This window comes from Hydrogenophaga sp. PAMC20947 (genome assembly GCF_004795855.1).
Classification (GTDB): Bacteria; Pseudomonadota; Gammaproteobacteria; order Burkholderiales; family Burkholderiaceae_C; genus Hydrogenophaga.
The window spans coordinates 3,628,169-3,643,998 of the sequence record NZ_CP039252.1 but is presented as its reverse complement, the minus strand read 5'-3'; the positions used below and the strand labels follow the sequence as shown (position 1 = coordinate 3,643,998).

Annotated in this window: 13 protein-coding genes; 7 read left to right on the top strand and 6 right to left on the bottom strand. The window is 61.4% G+C overall.

Translation table 11 applies throughout. The annotated features are described in order from the left end of the window. The first annotated feature begins 270 nt into the window (after positions 1–270). Positions 271–1,221 carry a TerC family protein gene (locus tag E5678_RS16655; RefSeq protein WP_136179562.1) on the top strand — a complete coding sequence of 317 codons (951 nt, stop codon included), beginning with the start codon at positions 271–273 and terminating at the stop codon, positions 1,219–1,221. Between the two features lie 6 nt (positions 1,222–1,227). Here the strand turns inward: E5678_RS16655 and E5678_RS16650 are convergent, their stop codons facing one another. The 4 genes from E5678_RS16650 to E5678_RS16635 all read right to left on the bottom strand — a co-directional run bounded on the left by E5678_RS16650 (position 1,228) and on the right by E5678_RS16635 (position 5,129). Next, positions 1,228–2,220, bottom strand: a complete 993-nt coding sequence (locus E5678_RS16650; RefSeq protein ID WP_136179561.1) for a 2-dehydropantoate 2-reductase — start codon at positions 2,218–2,220, stop codon at positions 1,228–1,230. A gap of 267 nt (positions 2,221–2,487) precedes the next feature. Then, a complete protein-coding gene (locus E5678_RS16645; protein WP_136179560.1) occupies positions 2,488–3,117 on the bottom strand; it encodes a cyclic nucleotide-binding domain-containing protein in 630 nt (209 codons plus the stop codon). Positions 3,118–3,255: 138 nt separating this feature from the next. Next, on the bottom strand, positions 3,256–4,125 hold the full coding sequence (locus E5678_RS16640; RefSeq protein WP_136179559.1) for a pirin family protein: 870 nt from the start codon (positions 4,123–4,125) through the stop codon (positions 3,256–3,258). A gap of 131 nt (positions 4,126–4,256) precedes the next feature. After that, positions 4,257–5,129 (bottom strand): pirin family protein, encoded by an 873-nt coding sequence (locus E5678_RS16635; protein WP_136179558.1) that lies wholly within the window; start codon positions 5,127–5,129, stop codon positions 4,257–4,259. 125 nt (positions 5,130–5,254) lie between these two features. On the opposite strand from E5678_RS16635, the gene E5678_RS16630 reads away from it, so the two are divergent. Next, a complete protein-coding gene (locus E5678_RS16630) occupies positions 5,255–6,295 on the top strand; it encodes an RNA methyltransferase (protein WP_136179557.1) in 1,041 nt (346 codons plus the stop codon). Here E5678_RS16630 and E5678_RS16625 read toward each other — a convergent pair. Together E5678_RS16625 and E5678_RS16620 are read right to left on the bottom strand one after the other, a co-directional pair. Next, positions 6,292–7,167: a DNA-binding response regulator gene (locus E5678_RS16625; protein WP_247596808.1), complete on the bottom strand. Its 876-nt coding sequence runs from the start codon at positions 7,165–7,167 to the stop codon at positions 6,292–6,294. The two genes, E5678_RS16630 and E5678_RS16625, sit on opposite strands and share 4 nt — an antisense overlap. 19 nt (positions 7,168–7,186) lie before the next feature. Next, positions 7,187–10,615, bottom strand: coding sequence for an ATP-binding protein (locus tag E5678_RS16620; RefSeq protein ID WP_136179555.1), 3,429 nt, complete (start codon positions 10,613–10,615; stop codon positions 7,187–7,189). A 150-nt stretch (positions 10,616–10,765) separates the two neighbouring features. Between E5678_RS16620 and urtA the strand changes: the two genes are divergently transcribed. The 5 genes from urtA (at position 10,766) to urtE (ending at position 15,809) form a co-directional block, all read left to right on the top strand. Continuing rightward, entirely contained in the window at positions 10,766–12,034 is a 1,269-nt protein-coding gene (gene urtA, locus E5678_RS16615) for an urea ABC transporter substrate-binding protein (RefSeq protein WP_136179554.1), read from the top strand. Positions 12,035–12,168: 134 nt separating this feature from the next. After that, on the top strand, positions 12,169–13,083 hold the full coding sequence (urtB, locus tag E5678_RS16610) for an urea ABC transporter permease subunit UrtB (RefSeq protein WP_136179553.1): 915 nt from the start codon (positions 12,169–12,171) through the stop codon (positions 13,081–13,083). Positions 13,084–13,125: 42 nt separating this feature from the next. Next, positions 13,126–14,325: an urea ABC transporter permease subunit UrtC gene (urtC, locus tag E5678_RS16605; RefSeq protein ID WP_136179552.1), complete on the top strand. Its 1,200-nt coding sequence runs from the start codon at positions 13,126–13,128 to the stop codon at positions 14,323–14,325. Positions 14,326–14,346: 21 nt separating this feature from the next. Next, positions 14,347–15,090, top strand: coding sequence for an urea ABC transporter ATP-binding protein UrtD (gene urtD / locus E5678_RS16600; protein ID WP_136179551.1), 744 nt, complete (start codon positions 14,347–14,349; stop codon positions 15,088–15,090). Positions 15,091–15,119: 29 nt separating this feature from the next. Next, positions 15,120–15,809, top strand: coding sequence for an urea ABC transporter ATP-binding subunit UrtE (urtE, locus tag E5678_RS16595; RefSeq protein WP_136179550.1), 690 nt, complete (start codon positions 15,120–15,122; stop codon positions 15,807–15,809). Positions 15,810–15,830: the final 21 nt, after the last annotated feature.

Sequence of the window (15,830 nt, the reverse complement as noted above, 5' to 3'; positions counted from 1 at the left end):
ATCCTGTTTTTTCTGAGTAAGCTTCCACTTGCCGGGCCCGCCTGAGCCTTTGACAATCGCGCTTTCCCTTCAAGGGGAGTAGCCATTCGCTACAGCGCAGGGACCTTGTGTCTGGCCGCTGCAACGGGGAAGTTTTCGTCAGTACGCGGTGTGATCCCCAGGGTTGCCCGCCGGAAACTTCGGGTGGGCGGGATCGCTGGTGATTCCGCTTGCTCCGGCAAGACCTTGCGGGGTGTTTCTCAACAACACCCAATTTGAGGTTTGTCACCCATGGAAACCATTGCGCCCCTGTGGCTGTGGATTGTCTTCGTCGTGTTTGTGCTCGCGGCGTTGTTTGTCGATTTTGCTGTGCTCAAGAAGCAGGGCGCACACGAGGTCAGCATCAAAGAGGCCGTGAACTGGTCGCTGCTGTGGGTGGGCCTGAGTTTTGTGTTCAACGCGCTGTTCTGGTGGGCCGTGAAAGACAGCACGGGCTCCACCGCGCTGGCCAATGAAAAGTCGCTGGAGTTCCTCACCGGCTACCTGATCGAGAAGAGCCTGGCGGTGGACAACATCTTTGTCTTCCTGCTGATCTTCACCTACTTCGCGGTTCCTGCTGCGTTCCAGAAGCGGGTGTTGATGATCGGCATCATCGGGGCCATCTTTCTGCGCTCCATCATGATTCTGGTGGGGGGCTGGTTGCTGGCGGAGTTCCACTGGATCCTGTACCTGTTCGGCGCGTTCCTGATCCTCACTGGCGTGAAGATGTGGTGGGCGGCGGGCAAGGAAGAGAGTCTGGAAGACAACCCGGCGCTCAGGCTGCTTCGCAAGCTGTTGCCGGTGAGCCAGCACTACGACGGTGAGAAGTTCTGGACTGTTGAAAACGGCAAGAAGATTGCCACGCCGTTGCTGATGGTGATCTGCCTGGTGGGGCTGACGGATGTGATTTTCGCGGTGGACTCCATTCCCGCCATTTTTGCGATCACCAAAGACCCGTTCATCGTGCTGACCAGCAATGTGTTTGCCATCCTGGGCCTGCGCGCCATGTTCTTCCTGCTGCAGGCGGCGGCCAGCCGCTTCCACCTGTTGAACTACGGGCTGGCCGTGATTCTCGTGTTCATCGGCAGCAAGATGGTGCTGATTGATATCTTCAAGATTCCAGTGTCGGTGTCCCTGGGCGTGGTGCTGGGCATTTTGGCCATTACCATGGTCTGGAGCAGCAAGACCGCGCCCAATACCTGAGCTGGATCAGCCTTGCAGTGCGCGGATACGGGTCACGATGGCTTCATTGAGCGGCGCGCGCAGGCCCAGCGATGAAGCCAGGCGCACCACCTCGCCACTCAGGGCGTCGATTTCGGTGGAGCGGCCCAGGGCCAGGTCGTCGGCCATGCTGGAGCGGGCTTTCGGGTCGATGCGCAGCATGCGCGCGGCGACCAGCCGGAACAGCGGTGTGGGCAATTGCAGCACGCGCACCAGCACGGCCCAGGGCAGGGGTGTGATCTGAGCCGGTTGAATGCCTGCGGCCTTCAAGAGGCCCAGCGCTTCTTGCATCAGAGCCGCAAAATGCCGCCGGTGGACGGGGGTCAGCAACTCGGCCAGCAAAGGCAGGCCAGACAAGGCATTCACGGGGTTGTTGAGGTTGAGCAGGAGCTTGCCCCATTGCACCGGTTTGAGGTCGGTGTGCAGGTCCAGCGCAATGCCTGCCCCGGCAAAAACGCGGGACCAGGCACTCAGTGCAGCGGTGTCTTGCGCGGCCAGTTGGCCCGTGGTGCCACGGTGGTAGTGGCCAGGGTTCAGCTCAGCGATGTTGTACGGCACCATGCCGGGCACAACGTGGAGTCTGGGCGCCGCGCTGCGCGCCGCTTGCGTGTTGCGAAGGCCGTTTTGCAACGACAGCACCAGCGTGTGGGAGGGCAAGCGGCTGGCCAGTTGGCGAGCAGCCTCAGCCGTGGCTGGACTCTTGACGCACAACAGGACCAGCGCTGGTGGGGTGGGGCCTCCCGGCACATCTTCATGCAGGCGCAGCGCACTGGGCGCGATGCGCTGGTCCCCCCCGTCCAGATCGGTGAGGTGCAGTCCGTGGGTCCGCAGGGCCTGCAGTACCCGGGGGCGCCCAATGAATTCGACCGTGACCCCTGCCGCCTGCAAGCAACCCCCCACGTAGCAACCCACACTGCCAGCGCCCATCACCCACACAGGGCCGGGCGCTGATGCGATAGCAGAAGGGTCAGGCGGGCTCATGGTCGGATGGGGTGGGCACTGAGGCGCAACGGGGAAGCGGTAGGGTCATGGGTGGCGGGCAGCGAGGCATGGAGAGTGAGGCTCTAGCATGGGACCAGGGGTAGAAGGTGTCAGTCATGATGACGACAAGGCGGGTTTTCCTTCGGCTTGCCGCTTTTCTCCTTGACCCGTGACTCCCTCGCACATTATCCGATTCGGGTTTAGGCGGGGCAGGCGTTCAGGCACGCTTCTATTTCGGGACAGCCGTCGTTTTGAGTCTTCGCTGCTTCAGCCTTTCAGGCGCCGGTCGGGGGTGGGCATCAGCGCGTCGATTTCCTGTTGCATGGTGTGCACCAGCCTGCTGTAGACCTGCAGCTTGTGGCTGCTTTCGCGCAGGCGCTCGGCCAGCCGCTGGGCCACCGCAGTCATGAGCTTGGCAGCGATGACGGGCTGCTCGGTGGTCAGGGTTTCGAGCGCGCTGCGGGTGAGCACGGCGCAGCGCACATCGGAGCTGGCGGTGCAGGAAGCCGAGCGCGCGCCGCCGTCGACCAGCGCCATCTCGCCGATCAGGCTGCCGGGCCCCAGCACGGTCACCGTGGCCGGGTTGACGCGGCTGGCCATCAGGGTCTCCACCGTGATCTCGCCGCTGAGCACCAGCACCATGAAGCCGGTATCGGCCGCTTCGCCTTGTCGAATGATGGTGGTGCCCGCAGCAAACTGTCTCGGGCGCATAAAGCCCACCACGGTCAGCGCTTCGACTTCGCTGAGTTGCATGAGCGCGGTGGGCGCACGCAACAGCAGCGCGGCAGCATGGGCGCTGAGCGAGCCATCTACCTGAGCCTTGCGTTCGGCGGGCAGGCGTGTTTCGGGGGCATCGCTTTCGCGTGCGGAGCCAAATAGCTTGTCGATCAGGGACATGTAGAGTGGGTTGGGCGGTGAGCCGTTTTGACCTAGAGCAGCAACAAACTGTCATTGTGCGCTGGTTCTTCTGGGGGTTATGTGATGTATTACAGGGATGGGGACACTCAGTTGTTCTTCACAAGGCAGGGTGGTGTCTCAGCCGGGCAAGGGAATGAACTCGTCCCGGTCGTCCGGAGGCAGTTTGAAACGGCCTGCTTGCCAGTCGGCCTTGGCCTGCTCAATGCGTTCGGGTCTCGATGACACGAAGTTCCAGAAGAGGTGGCGTTCGCCCAGCGGATCGCCGCCAAAGAGCATCAGCGTGGCGTTGGTTCGGGCGGTGAGCGTGGCCTTGGTGTCGTCACCGAACACCAGCAATTGGCCGGGCCGGTAGACCTCGCCAGCATGCTCGATCTCGCCTTTTGCCACATACCCAGCCTGTTCCCGGTACCCGCCGGGCAAGGCCAGACTGGCACCCGCCTGCCATTCTGTGTGCAGGTAAAACAGCGGCGAATGCGTGCGAACCGGGCTGGTCTCGCCATAGGCGCTGCCCGCCACCAGCCGCATCCAGACGCCGCTCCGCTCCAGCACCGGCAGCTCATGGGCGGGGTAGTGGGTGAAGGCGGGTTCCGTTTCCTCGTCGGCTTCTGGCAGAGCGACCCAGAGCTGCATCAGTTCGAGCCCACCGTCGGCGTACGAATCGGGGTAGGTGAAGCGCTCGGAGTGCGAAATGCCGCGCCCGGCCGTCATCCAGTTGACCTCGCCTGGCCGGATGACTTGCAGCGTGCCGAGGCTGTCGCGGTGGGTGATCTGGCCGCTCAGCAGGTAGCTCACCGTGGACAGGCCGATGTGCGGATGCGACCGCACGTCGGCTGCCCGCGAGTACTCGGCTGGCAATGGCACCGGGCCTGCGTGGTCGAGGAAAACAAACGGGCCGATGCTGCGGCGCTTGGCAAACGGCAGAACACGACGCACCATAAGCCCGTGACCCAGATCGGCCGCTCGAGCGTTGATCACCATTTCCAGCATCGTGTCCTCCTTTGTGTTCAGGTTCCACGCCAAATTGTGCGCTAACGCCAATTCCAGGGCGCCGTGGAGCCGGCTTTGCCGGGCCACCAGCGCCGACCCTTGGGGGAGGCACCGAAGGCGACGCGGGGGCGTCAAAGCCTCCCCATTCGCCCACTTTGAAAGTCGGCAAAAGCCAGGTGGATCTCAGCCTCGGTGTTCATGACGAAGGGCCCGTAGCCCACCACCGGCTCATGGATGGGCTCACCGCTCAGCCACAACACCGTGGCATCGGTGATGGCCTCGAGTGTGACGCCATCGCCCTCACGTGTGAAGACCATCATCTCGGCATCGGTTGCCTCCTCGCCGCTGTCCGTGCGCACACGACCGTGCAACACCAGCGGCACCGTGGTGTGGCCTTCCGGGGCGGGCAGGTGCACGGTTTGACCGGCTGTGAGCCGCAAGTCCCAGACTTGCATGGGTGAAAAGGTGCGGGCCGGGCCTTTCTGGCCCAGCAGCTCACCCGCGATCAGGCGCGCCGTGCCTGCCACGGTGCCCTGCGGGTTCAGCAGGTTCACCGTGGGGGTTTGCCCGACTGAAATGCCTTGGTAGGCGGGCGGTTTCATCTTGTCCGCGGCGGGCAGGTTGACCCAGAGCTGCACCATCTCAAACCGGCCGCCTTCGCGAGCGAATGCCTCACCATGAAATTCTTCGTGCACGATGCCCGCCGCTGCGGTCATCCATTGCACACCACCGGGACCGATGGTGCCTCCGCCGCCACTGGAATCGCGGTGGGATACCTCGCCTTCGTACACGAGGGTGACCGTTTCAAAGCCCCGGTGCGGATGCTGGCTCACCCCCCGGCGCTCGGTCGTGGGTTCGAACCGGGTTGGCCCGGCGTGGTCGAGCAGCAGAAAGGGCGAGAACGTGAGCGGGTCGTCCTGGTACGAAAAGACACTGCGCACCGGGAAACCGTCGCCGACCCAATGGCCGTCGGGGTTGCGTTGAATGGAAGACAGGGTTTTCATGTGGGCGCTCCTCAGGGAGCACATTGTCTGCCGATGAAGTACACCCTGTGAGCGAAGGGCGGTTCTCAACCAACCCCCGGGCCCGACCGATCTTTGATCCCCGAAGGGGGGCGACAATCCTCCCTATGCGCCTTTCATCCCTGCGCGAGCGCTTGGCCGTGCTCGGCGCCAACCCCCGCCACCAGCAGCGTGTTCTGCGCCTGTGGAGTCTGGCCCTGCCCCAGCGCAGCGGCCAGCGCGAGCTTGAGCATTTCCTGCCCCACACCCTGGTGAACGCGATGCCGGAAGTTGAAGCCGAGCTGGCAGCCCTCGGCGCACTGCACAGCGAACATCCTGGTGAGGACGGCTCGTCGCGCCTGTTGGTGAAGCTGGGCGACGGGCAGATGGTAGAGAGCGTGCTGCTGCCCAGGGGCGGTCTGTGTGTGTCAACCCAGGTGGGCTGCGCGGTGGGCTGTGTGTTTTGCATGACCGGGACCACCGGCCTGATTCGCCAGGTGGGCAGCGCCGAAATTGTGGCCCAGGTGGCGCTGGCGCGCCGCATGCGACCGGTGAAGAAGGTGGTCTTCATGGGCATGGGCGAACCCGCGCACAACCTGGACAACGTCATGGAGGCCATCGACCTGCTGGGCACGGTGGGCAACATCGGCCACAAGAGCCTGGTGTTTTCCACCGTGGGCGATGCGCGGGTTTTTGAAGCCTTGCCGGCCGGGCGCGTCAAGCCGGCACTGGCGATTTCCCTGCACACCACCAAAGCCGACCTGCGCGAAAAACTGCTGCCGCGCGCGCCGCGCTTGACGCCAGAAGCCCTGGTTGAGCTGGGCGAAGCCTACGCACGCGCGACCGATTACCCCATCCAGTACCAGTGGACGCTGATGGAGGGCATCAACGATGGCGACGACGAGATCGAGGGTATCGTGCGGCTGCTGACGGGCAAATACGCCATTCTCAACATGATCCCCTACAACGCCGTGCCCGAGCTGCCTTTCCAACGACCCAGCGGGGAGAAGGCCGCCGGCATCGCGCGCCGCTTGCACCAACGCGGCGTCCTCACCAAGCTGCGCCAGTCGGCCGGACAGGATGTGGACGGCGGTTGCGGGCAGCTTCGGGCGCGGGCAGCGCTGCCGCTGCACAAGAAGTCCATCGCGATTCAGATCGATCGTTCTTAAGGGAGCAGCTTGCCTGCGATCGCCGCCGCAGCCGACCGCGTTTCAACGCCGAGTTTCTCAAAAACGTGTTCCAGATGTTTGTTGACCGTCCGGTGGCTCATGCCCAGGATGTCAGCGATGTCGCGATTGGTTTTTCCCTTGGCCAACCACGACAGCACCTCGGTCTCCCTGGGCGTGAGCGCGATCTCCCGCAACCGCTGGATGGCTGCGTTGTCGGACTGGGTTTGCGCCAGCAACAACATGGATTCGCCCAAACCGCCTTGGCCAATATGCCGGGCCACCAAACGCCCGTTCAACCCCATCGGCACGCTGGCCTCTCCACCCTGGCGCGCCTCGGTCAGCCACTGTTGCGCGGCCTTGCGCTCATGGACACCCGTTCCGAATGCCTGATCCAGCCATTCAGAGACCTGGGGCGAAAGCCATGCAGGACGACCCAAGGTGTCAAGCAGAACGGTGCCCATGCCCGCCACATCCACCGCGGCCTGTGCCAGCCGTGCCACCCGCGCATTGCGCACATGCGTCGCCAGCCGTGCCATCACTTCGGGCAGGCGCAAAGGTTTGACCACATAGTCCACCGCGCCTGACGCAAAGCCGCGAATGATCTGATCGGTGTCAGACAGGCCCGTCATGAACAGCACCGGTACATGGGACCATGCTGGCGTGGCTTTGATTCTTTGGCACAAGCCAAAACCATCGAGCCCGGGCATCACGGCGTCAAGCAGAACCCCGTCAGGGACGGTGACCTCCAGGCGCTCAATCGCTTCGGCTGCGTCGCGCGCCGCCACGACCTCGTAGCCCTCTGTGATCAGTGCGTCACACAGCAGGCGCAAGGTATCGGGTGCATCCTCCACCACCAGGATGACGGGTTGCATGGCCTCAAAAGGGGCGGGTTCAAGCGGTGTCGACATGGTTGGCGGGCTCAGTTGAGTCGATTAGAAGGGCGAGAATCTGCTGGAAATCCAGGGAGTCGGCGTGAGCTTTCAGTATGCTGAGCGTGCCGGCGTGGTCGGGGAACTGGACCACGGCATCCTGCAACCGCTTGCGCAAACCCGAAACCTGGCCCTTGTGTGCCAGGCTTCTGAGCTCATCCCGAAGGTCGTCGGGCAATACGCTGGGTGCATGGGCCTCGGCGGCCGCCTGTTCATGTGCGGTTGTTTCTGGCAGAGCCCGGATCCATGTCAGATCGAGCGTGCGCCGGAGTGTTTCGAGCAACTCGGACTCCATCAGGGGCTTTCCCACGAAACCCTGGCAGCCCTGAGCCAGCAGGCGCTCGGGCTGGTTGTCAAATTGGTTGGCCGAAACGAAAACAATCGGCAGCCGGTGTGGCGTTACATGCTCTCGAACGGCTTGCGCAGTTTGCCAGCCATCAAGTCCGTCCATGGTGATGTCGAGCAACAGCAGGTCAGGCAATTGCCGTTCCAGAATTTCCAGGCACTCCAAGCCGCTGGCCGCTTCCTCGATCACAAACCCCAGTGGCACCAACAAACCGGCCAACAATTGCCGGTGTACCGCTTGATCGTCCACCACCAGGATTCGCCTGGGTGGTCCAGCGTGCCCTGTCACGCTGTGCAGATCGAGCAGCGGAAGGCCTTGTCTTTCTGGGTCGGGTTCGACGCTGGGCAAATAGAGGCGCAGGCTGAACGTGGATCCTTCGCCCGTGAGGCTGCGCAAGGTCAATTCGCCGCCCATCATGTCGGTGAGCAAATGGGTGATCGTCAGGCCCAATCCGGTTCCTGCGCTCGTGGCGCGACGGCCGCCGCTGCCGCGCTCAAAAGGCAGAAAAATGCGCTTTTGATCCTGCTCGGCAATCCCGATGCCGGTGTCTTCCACGTCGATGCGGGTGACCTGTTGTCGAAAATCGAAAATCAATCGAACTTCGCCTCGCTCGGTAAAGCGCACGGCGTTGCTCAGCAGGTTGATCAAGATTTGGCGAAGCCGCTTGGCATCGCCGCGAATCCAGTTGGGCATTTCGCCCTGGTGGCGCAACACGAAGCGCAAGTTTTTGGCCTCGGCCTGGGGCCGAATCATGCGTTCCATGTCTTGCAAGAAGGGTCCGAAAGGCATGGGCGCCGTGTCCAGCTTCAGGCGGCCGGCCTCGATGCGCGCGAGATCGAGCGAACCGTCGATGAGCGCGTGCATGTGCTGCCCGGAACGCTGCATGGTGGCGATCCTCTCGCGCGTCCAGATGGAGATGTCGTCGCTCTTGAGCAGAATCTGTGCATAGCCCAGGATGCTGGTCAGGGGCGTGCGCAGCTCATGTGTCATGCCGGCCACATACCGTGTCTTGGCCTGGCTTGCGGATTCCGCTCGGTCCCGGGCCGCCTGCAGTTCGGCGTCGGTGTGTTTGTGGGCGTCGATTTCCAGCATCAGCAATTGGGTTTGCCGCTCAGACTCGTCCTGCGCCATGCGCCGACTGTCGGTGGTGAGCACCACCCACCAGGCGCACACAGCCGCCAGAACCAGCAGCAAGGCGAAGATTTTCAGAAAAGGGGTGTGGAGTACTTCGCCCGGCGTCTGAAGACTCTCTTGCACATACACCATCCCCATCAGCAGTGCCACGATCGAGCCGATGGATATGAACACCAGCAGGTAGTGTCCCACGCGAAAATTGACGCGGGCTGCGATGCGGTTCGGCAGCCAGGCGACCAGCCATCCGCGCAATTGATCGACAGCCCGGGAGTTGGTTTTGCAGCGATCATGGCACCGCGATTCCAGCGAGCAGCACAGCGAACAAATGGGCGCCTGGTAGGCCGGGCACGATGCCATGTCTTCCGATTCGAAAGCGTTTTCGCACACCACGCAGCGCACCATCTGGCCCGGGCTCCATTCGCTGGTGCTGGCCCTGGCCAGGTAGTAGCGCCCCTGCGTTGCCCATGCCAGCAAGGGCGACAGCAAGATGGCGAGTCCGAGCGCTATGAACGGCGCGAAAGCCGCCGCCTCAGGTCCGAGCGCCCCCGTGTAGGCCACACAGGCGACCACCGTGGCGACCAGCATTGAGACCATGCCCACCGGGTTGAAGTCGTACAGATGGGCTCGACGAAACTCGATGCCTTTGGGGCTCAGACCCAGGGGTTTGTTGATCACCAGGTCGGCCACCAGCGCGCCGACCCAGGCGATGGCCACATTGCTGTAAAGCGCCAGCACCTTTTCCAGGCCCCCAAACACGCCAAGCAACATCAAAAGCAGTGCAATGACCACGTTGAACACGAGCCAGACCACACGCCCAGGGTGGCTGCGCGTGATGCGTGCGAAGAAGTTGGACCAGGCCAGTGAGCCAGCGTAGGCGTTGGTGACGTTGATCTTGATCTGGGAAATGATCACGAACACCACGGTCATCGCGATGGCCAACCCCGAGTGACCCACCACCTGAGCGAAGCCAGCGAGGAACATCTGGGTGGGTTCGGCCGCGCGTTCCGGCGCAATCTCAAACTGCAGGGCTGCAAATGCCAAAAAGGCGCCGCCAGCCATTTTCAACATCCCCATCACGATCCAGCCTGGGCCAGACACCAGTACCGCCAACCACCAGCGCACGCGGTTTTCTGCATTTCTCTCGGGCAAGAAGCGCAGGAAGTCGACCTGTTCGCCAATTTGCACCACCAGTGAAAAGATCACCGCCGCCGCTGCACCGAACATCAACGGCTGGAAGTCGCTGCTGCCGGATTTGAGCCCTGACAGCCCTGCAAAGTCCCGGAAGAGCTGCGGCTGATCCATGGCGAGCCAAACGAAGGGCAGCAGCAGAAGAAACAACCACAGGGGCTGGGTCCAGGCCTGCAGTTTGCTCAAAAAGGTGATGCCACGAATGGCCAGTGGAATGATGACCACGGCCGAGACGATGTAACACGCCGGCAAAGACCAGCCGGTGGCCATCTGCACCGCCAGCGCCATGATGGCCGCCTCGAGCGCAAAGAAAATGAACGTGAACACCGCGTAGATCAGCGAAGTGATGGTTGAGCCCAGGTAGCCAAAGCCAGCGCCTCGGGTGAGCAGGTCCATGTCCAGGCCATAGCGCGCCGCGTAATAGGCGATGGGCAGGCCGGTGAAAAATATGATCAGGCCCACCACAAGGATGGCCAGCATCGCGTTGGTGAAGCCGTAGTTCATGGCGATGGCGCCACCAATGGCTTCCAGCGCCAGAAAAGACAGCGATCCAAATGCTGTGTTGGCTACCCGCCACTCGCTCCATTTGCGAAAGCTGCGCGGCGTGTAACGCAAGGCGTAGTCCTCCATCGTCTCATCCGCCACCCACGAGTTGTACTGGCGGCGAAATCCGAAGATTTTCTGGGTGGCCACGGGTTTGGCGGCTGGGGGGGTGGGGTGCATGCCCCAGAGCAAGCAAGAACCGTTCTCGATTTCACCGGGGTTCGGCCCATACGTTATTTAACGTATGGGCCGAACCCCGGGAAATCCCTAACCTGTCAATCAGTCGGCCACCAGCCGGTTCCGCTGTTCCAACCCCCGCAGGAGTTCCCCATGAAGCACGCATCCGATCCGAATGACGTATCCCTCGAAACCCCGGCAGCCAGCCGCCGCCGGGTCTTACAAATGTTGGGCGCCGCCTCCGTGGTGGGCTTCCCAACCTGGAGTTTCGGCCAGCCAACGTCCGCTGTTAACACGACCAAGCTCGCCGTCACGGACACCGAAGTCACGGTGGGCCAGCTGCATTCGTCCACTGGCACCATGGCCATTTCCGAGACCGGTTCGATTCAGGCCGAGCAACTCGCCATTGATGAAATCAACGCCATGGGCGGGATCCTTGGGCGCCAGATCAAGGTCATCAAGGAAGACGGTGCTTCCGACTGGCCCACTTTTGCTGAGAAGTCCAAGAAGCTGTTGATCAGCGACCATTGCGCTGCGGTTTTCGGGTGCTGGACGTCGGCCTCGCGCAAGGCGGTTCTGCCCGTGTTTGAGCGGGAAAATGGCCTGCTCTATTACCCCACCTTTTATGAAGGCCTGGAGCAGTCCAAAAACGTGATCTACACGGGGCAGGAAGCCACCCAGCAGATTCTGTACAGCCTGGACTGGGCCAAATCCGAGAAGAAGGCCAAGACCTTCTTCCTCATTGGTTCGGACTACATCTGGCCACGCACCTCGATGAAGATTGCGCGCAAACACATCGAGAGCTTCCAGAAGGGCAAAGTCGTCGGGGAGGAGTATTACCCGCTGGGCAGCACCAGTTTCGGGTCCCTGATGAACAAGATCAAGCTGCAAAAGCCCGACTGCATTTTTGTTGCGGTGGTTGGGGGCTCCAATGTGGCCTTCTACAAGGCGCTCAAGGCCGCAGGCATCACGGGCGACAAGCAGCTTCTGGTGACGCTCTCGGTCACCGAAGATGAGATGACCGGTGTGGGTGGTGAGAACTTCAAAGGCTTCTATTCTTCGATGAAGTACTTCCAGTCGCTTGACAACGCGAACAACAAGAAGTTTGTGGCGGCCTTCAAGGCGAAGTACGGCAAAGACGCGGTCATCGGCGACGTGACGCAGGCGGGCTACCTGGGCCCCTGGTTGTGGAAGGCAGCGGTCGAGAAAGCCAAGAGCTTCGATGTGGACAAGGTCGTCGCCGCTTCCGAGACGGGCATTGAATTGAAAACAGCGCCTGAAGGCTACGTCAAGCTCGACCCCAACCACCACTTGTGGAGCAAATCCCGCATCGCCATGGGGTTGCCAGACGGGACGTTCAAAGTGGTCTCAGAGTCGCCTGAACTGATCAAACCCGATCCATTCCCCAAGGGATACCAGTAACCACTGACTGCCGCGGTGCCCTGGCGCCGCGGCCGAGCCCAACGGGTCGGCGCAGCCGGTCCCGCCCAAGCCTGGGCGGGTCCTCGTCGCGACCAGACCGTCGACCCTGAAATCACTTTCGCTGGAGTTTCACCATGAGCTTTGATGACCTGCTCAACATTGGCCTGATGCAAGGCTTTGCTGGCTTGAGTTTGTTTGCTGTGTTGCTCCTGATGGGGCTGGGGCTGGCCATCATTTTCGGGCAGATGGGAGTGATCAACATGGCCCATGGTGAGTTCATGACCATCGGGGCGTACACCATTTACCTGGGCTCGACGCTGGCCGAAGCGATCAGCCCCGAGGCTGTCGCCGCCTATTTTCCCTTCGCCATCGTGGCCGCTTTCCTGCTTGCTTTCGTGGTCGGCTGGTTTGTCGAATGGGGGCTGATCCGCCACCTGTACAAGCGCCCGCTGGACACCCTGCTCGCGACATGGGGCATCAGCCTGGCCATGCAGCAATGTTTTCGAACCTTCATTGGTCCCAAAGAGGTCAGCCCGACCTTGCCCGACTGGTTGATGGGTTCCTGGGCGCCTTCCGAGGGTCTGGACATCCCGATCAACGGCATGTTTGTGTTGGCGTTGACCGCCCTGGTCACGACCGGCGTATGGATCGCCATGAACAAGAGCCGCTGGGGCCTGCGCGTACGGGCCACGGTGAGCAACCGGGTGATGGCCAATGCCACCGGTATCGATACGAAAAAGACCGACCGCCTCACCTTTGCCATTGGCTGCGGTATTGCCGGCGTCGCCGGTGCGGCCTTCACCACCATCGGGTCCACGGGCCCGACATCGGGTTCGCTCTACATCGTGGACGCCTTTCTCGTGGTCACCTTTGGCGGCGCGGCCAGCTTGCTGGGCACGGTGGTTTCTGCTTTTGGCATCGCACAGACGCAATCGATCACCGAATTTTTCCTTTCTGGCTCCATGGCCAAAATGCTGACCCTCTCCCTGATCGTGCTGATCCTGATGGTGCGCCCTCAGGGCTTGTTCCCCAGCAAAGTGCGCCGTTGAATCCCCGCTCCTTCGATTCGATTTCTTCCGGAGAAAAATGACATGAACACTTTGAAGGCCTGGATACACCGTTACCAGCTCGCCAGTGTGGTGCTGCTCACCCTGTTGCTCGCCGTTGTCTTGCCGTTGGCTCTGGACATCTTTCGTCTCAACCTGGTCGGGAAATACCTCACCTACGCATTCGTGGCCGTTGGACTGGTGATGGTGTGGGGTTACGGTGGCATTCTGAGTCTGGGCCAAGGGGTGTTTTTTGGCCTGGGCGGTTACGCCATGGCCATGTTCCTCAAGCTCGAAGCCTCGGATCCCGTGAGCACCAAAATTCAGTCCACACCAGGCATTCCTGACTTCATGGACTGGAACCAGATCACCGAGTTGCCCACCTTCTGGGTGCCGTTCAAAAGCCTGCCCCTGGCATTGATTGCGGTGATCGCCGTTCCCATGTTGCTGGCCTGGATCATCAGCTACGCCATGTTCAAACGCCGCGTCGGAGGCGTGTACTTTGCCATCATCACGCAGGCTGTCGCACTGATTCTCACGGTGCTGATCATCGGCCAACAGGGCTACACCGGCGGGGTCAATGGCATGACCGATCTGAAGACGGTGCTGGGCTGGGATACCCGTACAGACAGCGCCAAATACGTCCTGTACTACCTGTGTGTCGGCTTGTTGATCGGCTCGATTCTGCTGTGCCGATGGATCCAGACCAGCAAGGTTGGCACGCTCTTGCTCGCCATGCGCGACAAGGAGGACCGGGTGCGTTTCTCCGGCTATGACGTGGCCGACTTTCGCATATTTGTCTTCTGTCTGGCAGCGGGTCTCTCGGGCATTGGCGGTGCGATGTTTTCGCTGCAGGTGGGCTTCATGTCGCCCAGCTTTGTCGGCATCGTGCCTTCGATTGAAATGGTGATTTTTGCCGCTGTGGGTGGGCGCATGAGCTTGGTGGGTGCGGTCTACGGCACGTTGTTGGTCAATGCAGGAAAGACCTACTTTTCGGAGAGCTTTCCGGATGCCTGGCTGTTCCTCATGGCGGCCCTTTTCATCGGCGTGACCATGGCATTCCCCATGGGCCTGGCCGGTGTGTGGGAAGAACGCATCGTGCCCTGGTGGCGCTCGCGCCGCCAGGCCCTGAAGGATGCGGGTGTGCCCACGCCGCCAGCCGCCCTCAAGCGACTGCCGGAAGCGAGCGCTGTGCCACAGGCACAAGCCGACCTGCCAGAAGGCACTCGCGGTCAAGGCGTTTGACGTTTCAACGAGAAATAATCCATGAGCAATACCGACTTTGCACTTTCCGTCGAAGACCTGACCGTGTCCTTTGATGGCTTCAAAGCCATTGATGCGCTCACGCTCTACATCGACAAAAACGAACTGCGGGTGATCATCGGCCCGAACGGCGCCGGCAAGACCACGTTGCTCGATTTGATTTGCGGCAAAACCCAGGCCAGCGGCGGCAGCATCAAGTTCAAGAACGAGGAAATTCTGAAGGTGCCGGAATACAAGCGGGTCCGTCTGGGCATCGGGCGCAAGTTCCAGACGCCGTCGATCTACGAAAACCTGTCCGTGTTCAAAAATCTGGAGGTTTCTTACCCGAGCGGCCGGTCGGTTTTTGGTGCTTTGGCATTCAAGTGCACAGATGCCATACGTGCCAGCGTGGAGGCCGTGGCCCTGGACATTGGCTTGTTGGACCGGCTCGAAACAGAGGCTGGCCTGCTCTCTCATGGCCAGAAGCAGTGGCTGGAAATTGGCATGTTGCTGATGCAGGAACCCGAGCTTCTGATGCTGGACGAACCCATTGCCGGCATGAGTGCACGGGAGCGCGAGCTCACGGCCGAATTGCTGCAGCGCATCTGCACGAATCGCGCGGTGATCGTGATCGAGCACGACATGGAATTCGTAAAAAAAATCGCTCACAAGGTCACCGTGATGCACCAGGGAAAGATCCTCGCCGAAGGCCCGATGGAGCAGGTACAGGCAGACCCCAAGGTCATCGACGTGTACCTCGGCCACTGATGCCGCCAGGAACCCAAAAGGAGCACAACATGCTGGAAGTCAAAGATCTGTTCGTGTCCTATGGACAAAGCGAAGCCTTGCATGGCCTCTCGTTCGACGGGCGAAAAAACGAAACGGTGGCCATCATGGGACGCAACGGCATGGGCAAGACCACGCTGTTCAAAAGCCTCATGGGCATCTTGCCTTTGAAGTCAGGGCAAATCTCGATCGCCGGTCAAGACATTTCTCACGATGAGAGTTTCCGTCGGGTCGCCAAGGGCATTGCCTACGTACCCCAGGGCCGCATGATTTTTCCGACCCTGACCGTCGAAGAAAACATCCAGACGGGGCTGGAGAACGCCAAGTTCAAAGCCATACCGGAAGAGATCTATGCGCTCTTTCCGGTGTTGTGGGAGATGCGTCGGCGCAAGGGCGGCAACCTCTCGGGTGGGCAACAGCAACAGCTCGCCATTGCCCGGGCGCTCGTGACCAACCCCAAGGTGTTGTTGCTCGACGAGCCCACCGAAGGCATCCAGCCTTCCATCATCAAAGACATCGCCAAAGCGCTCAACGAGATTCGCAAGATGCGCGAAATCACCATTGTGGTGTCCGAGCAGGTGTTGTCGTTTGCGATGGATGTGGCCGACCGCCTTTTTGTGATCGAAGGCGGGCGTCTTGTGCATGAGACCGCGCGCGCCGACACCGACCAGGCGCGCATCAAGTCCTATCTCTCTGTCTGACACACCGTCCGTCCCACTTCC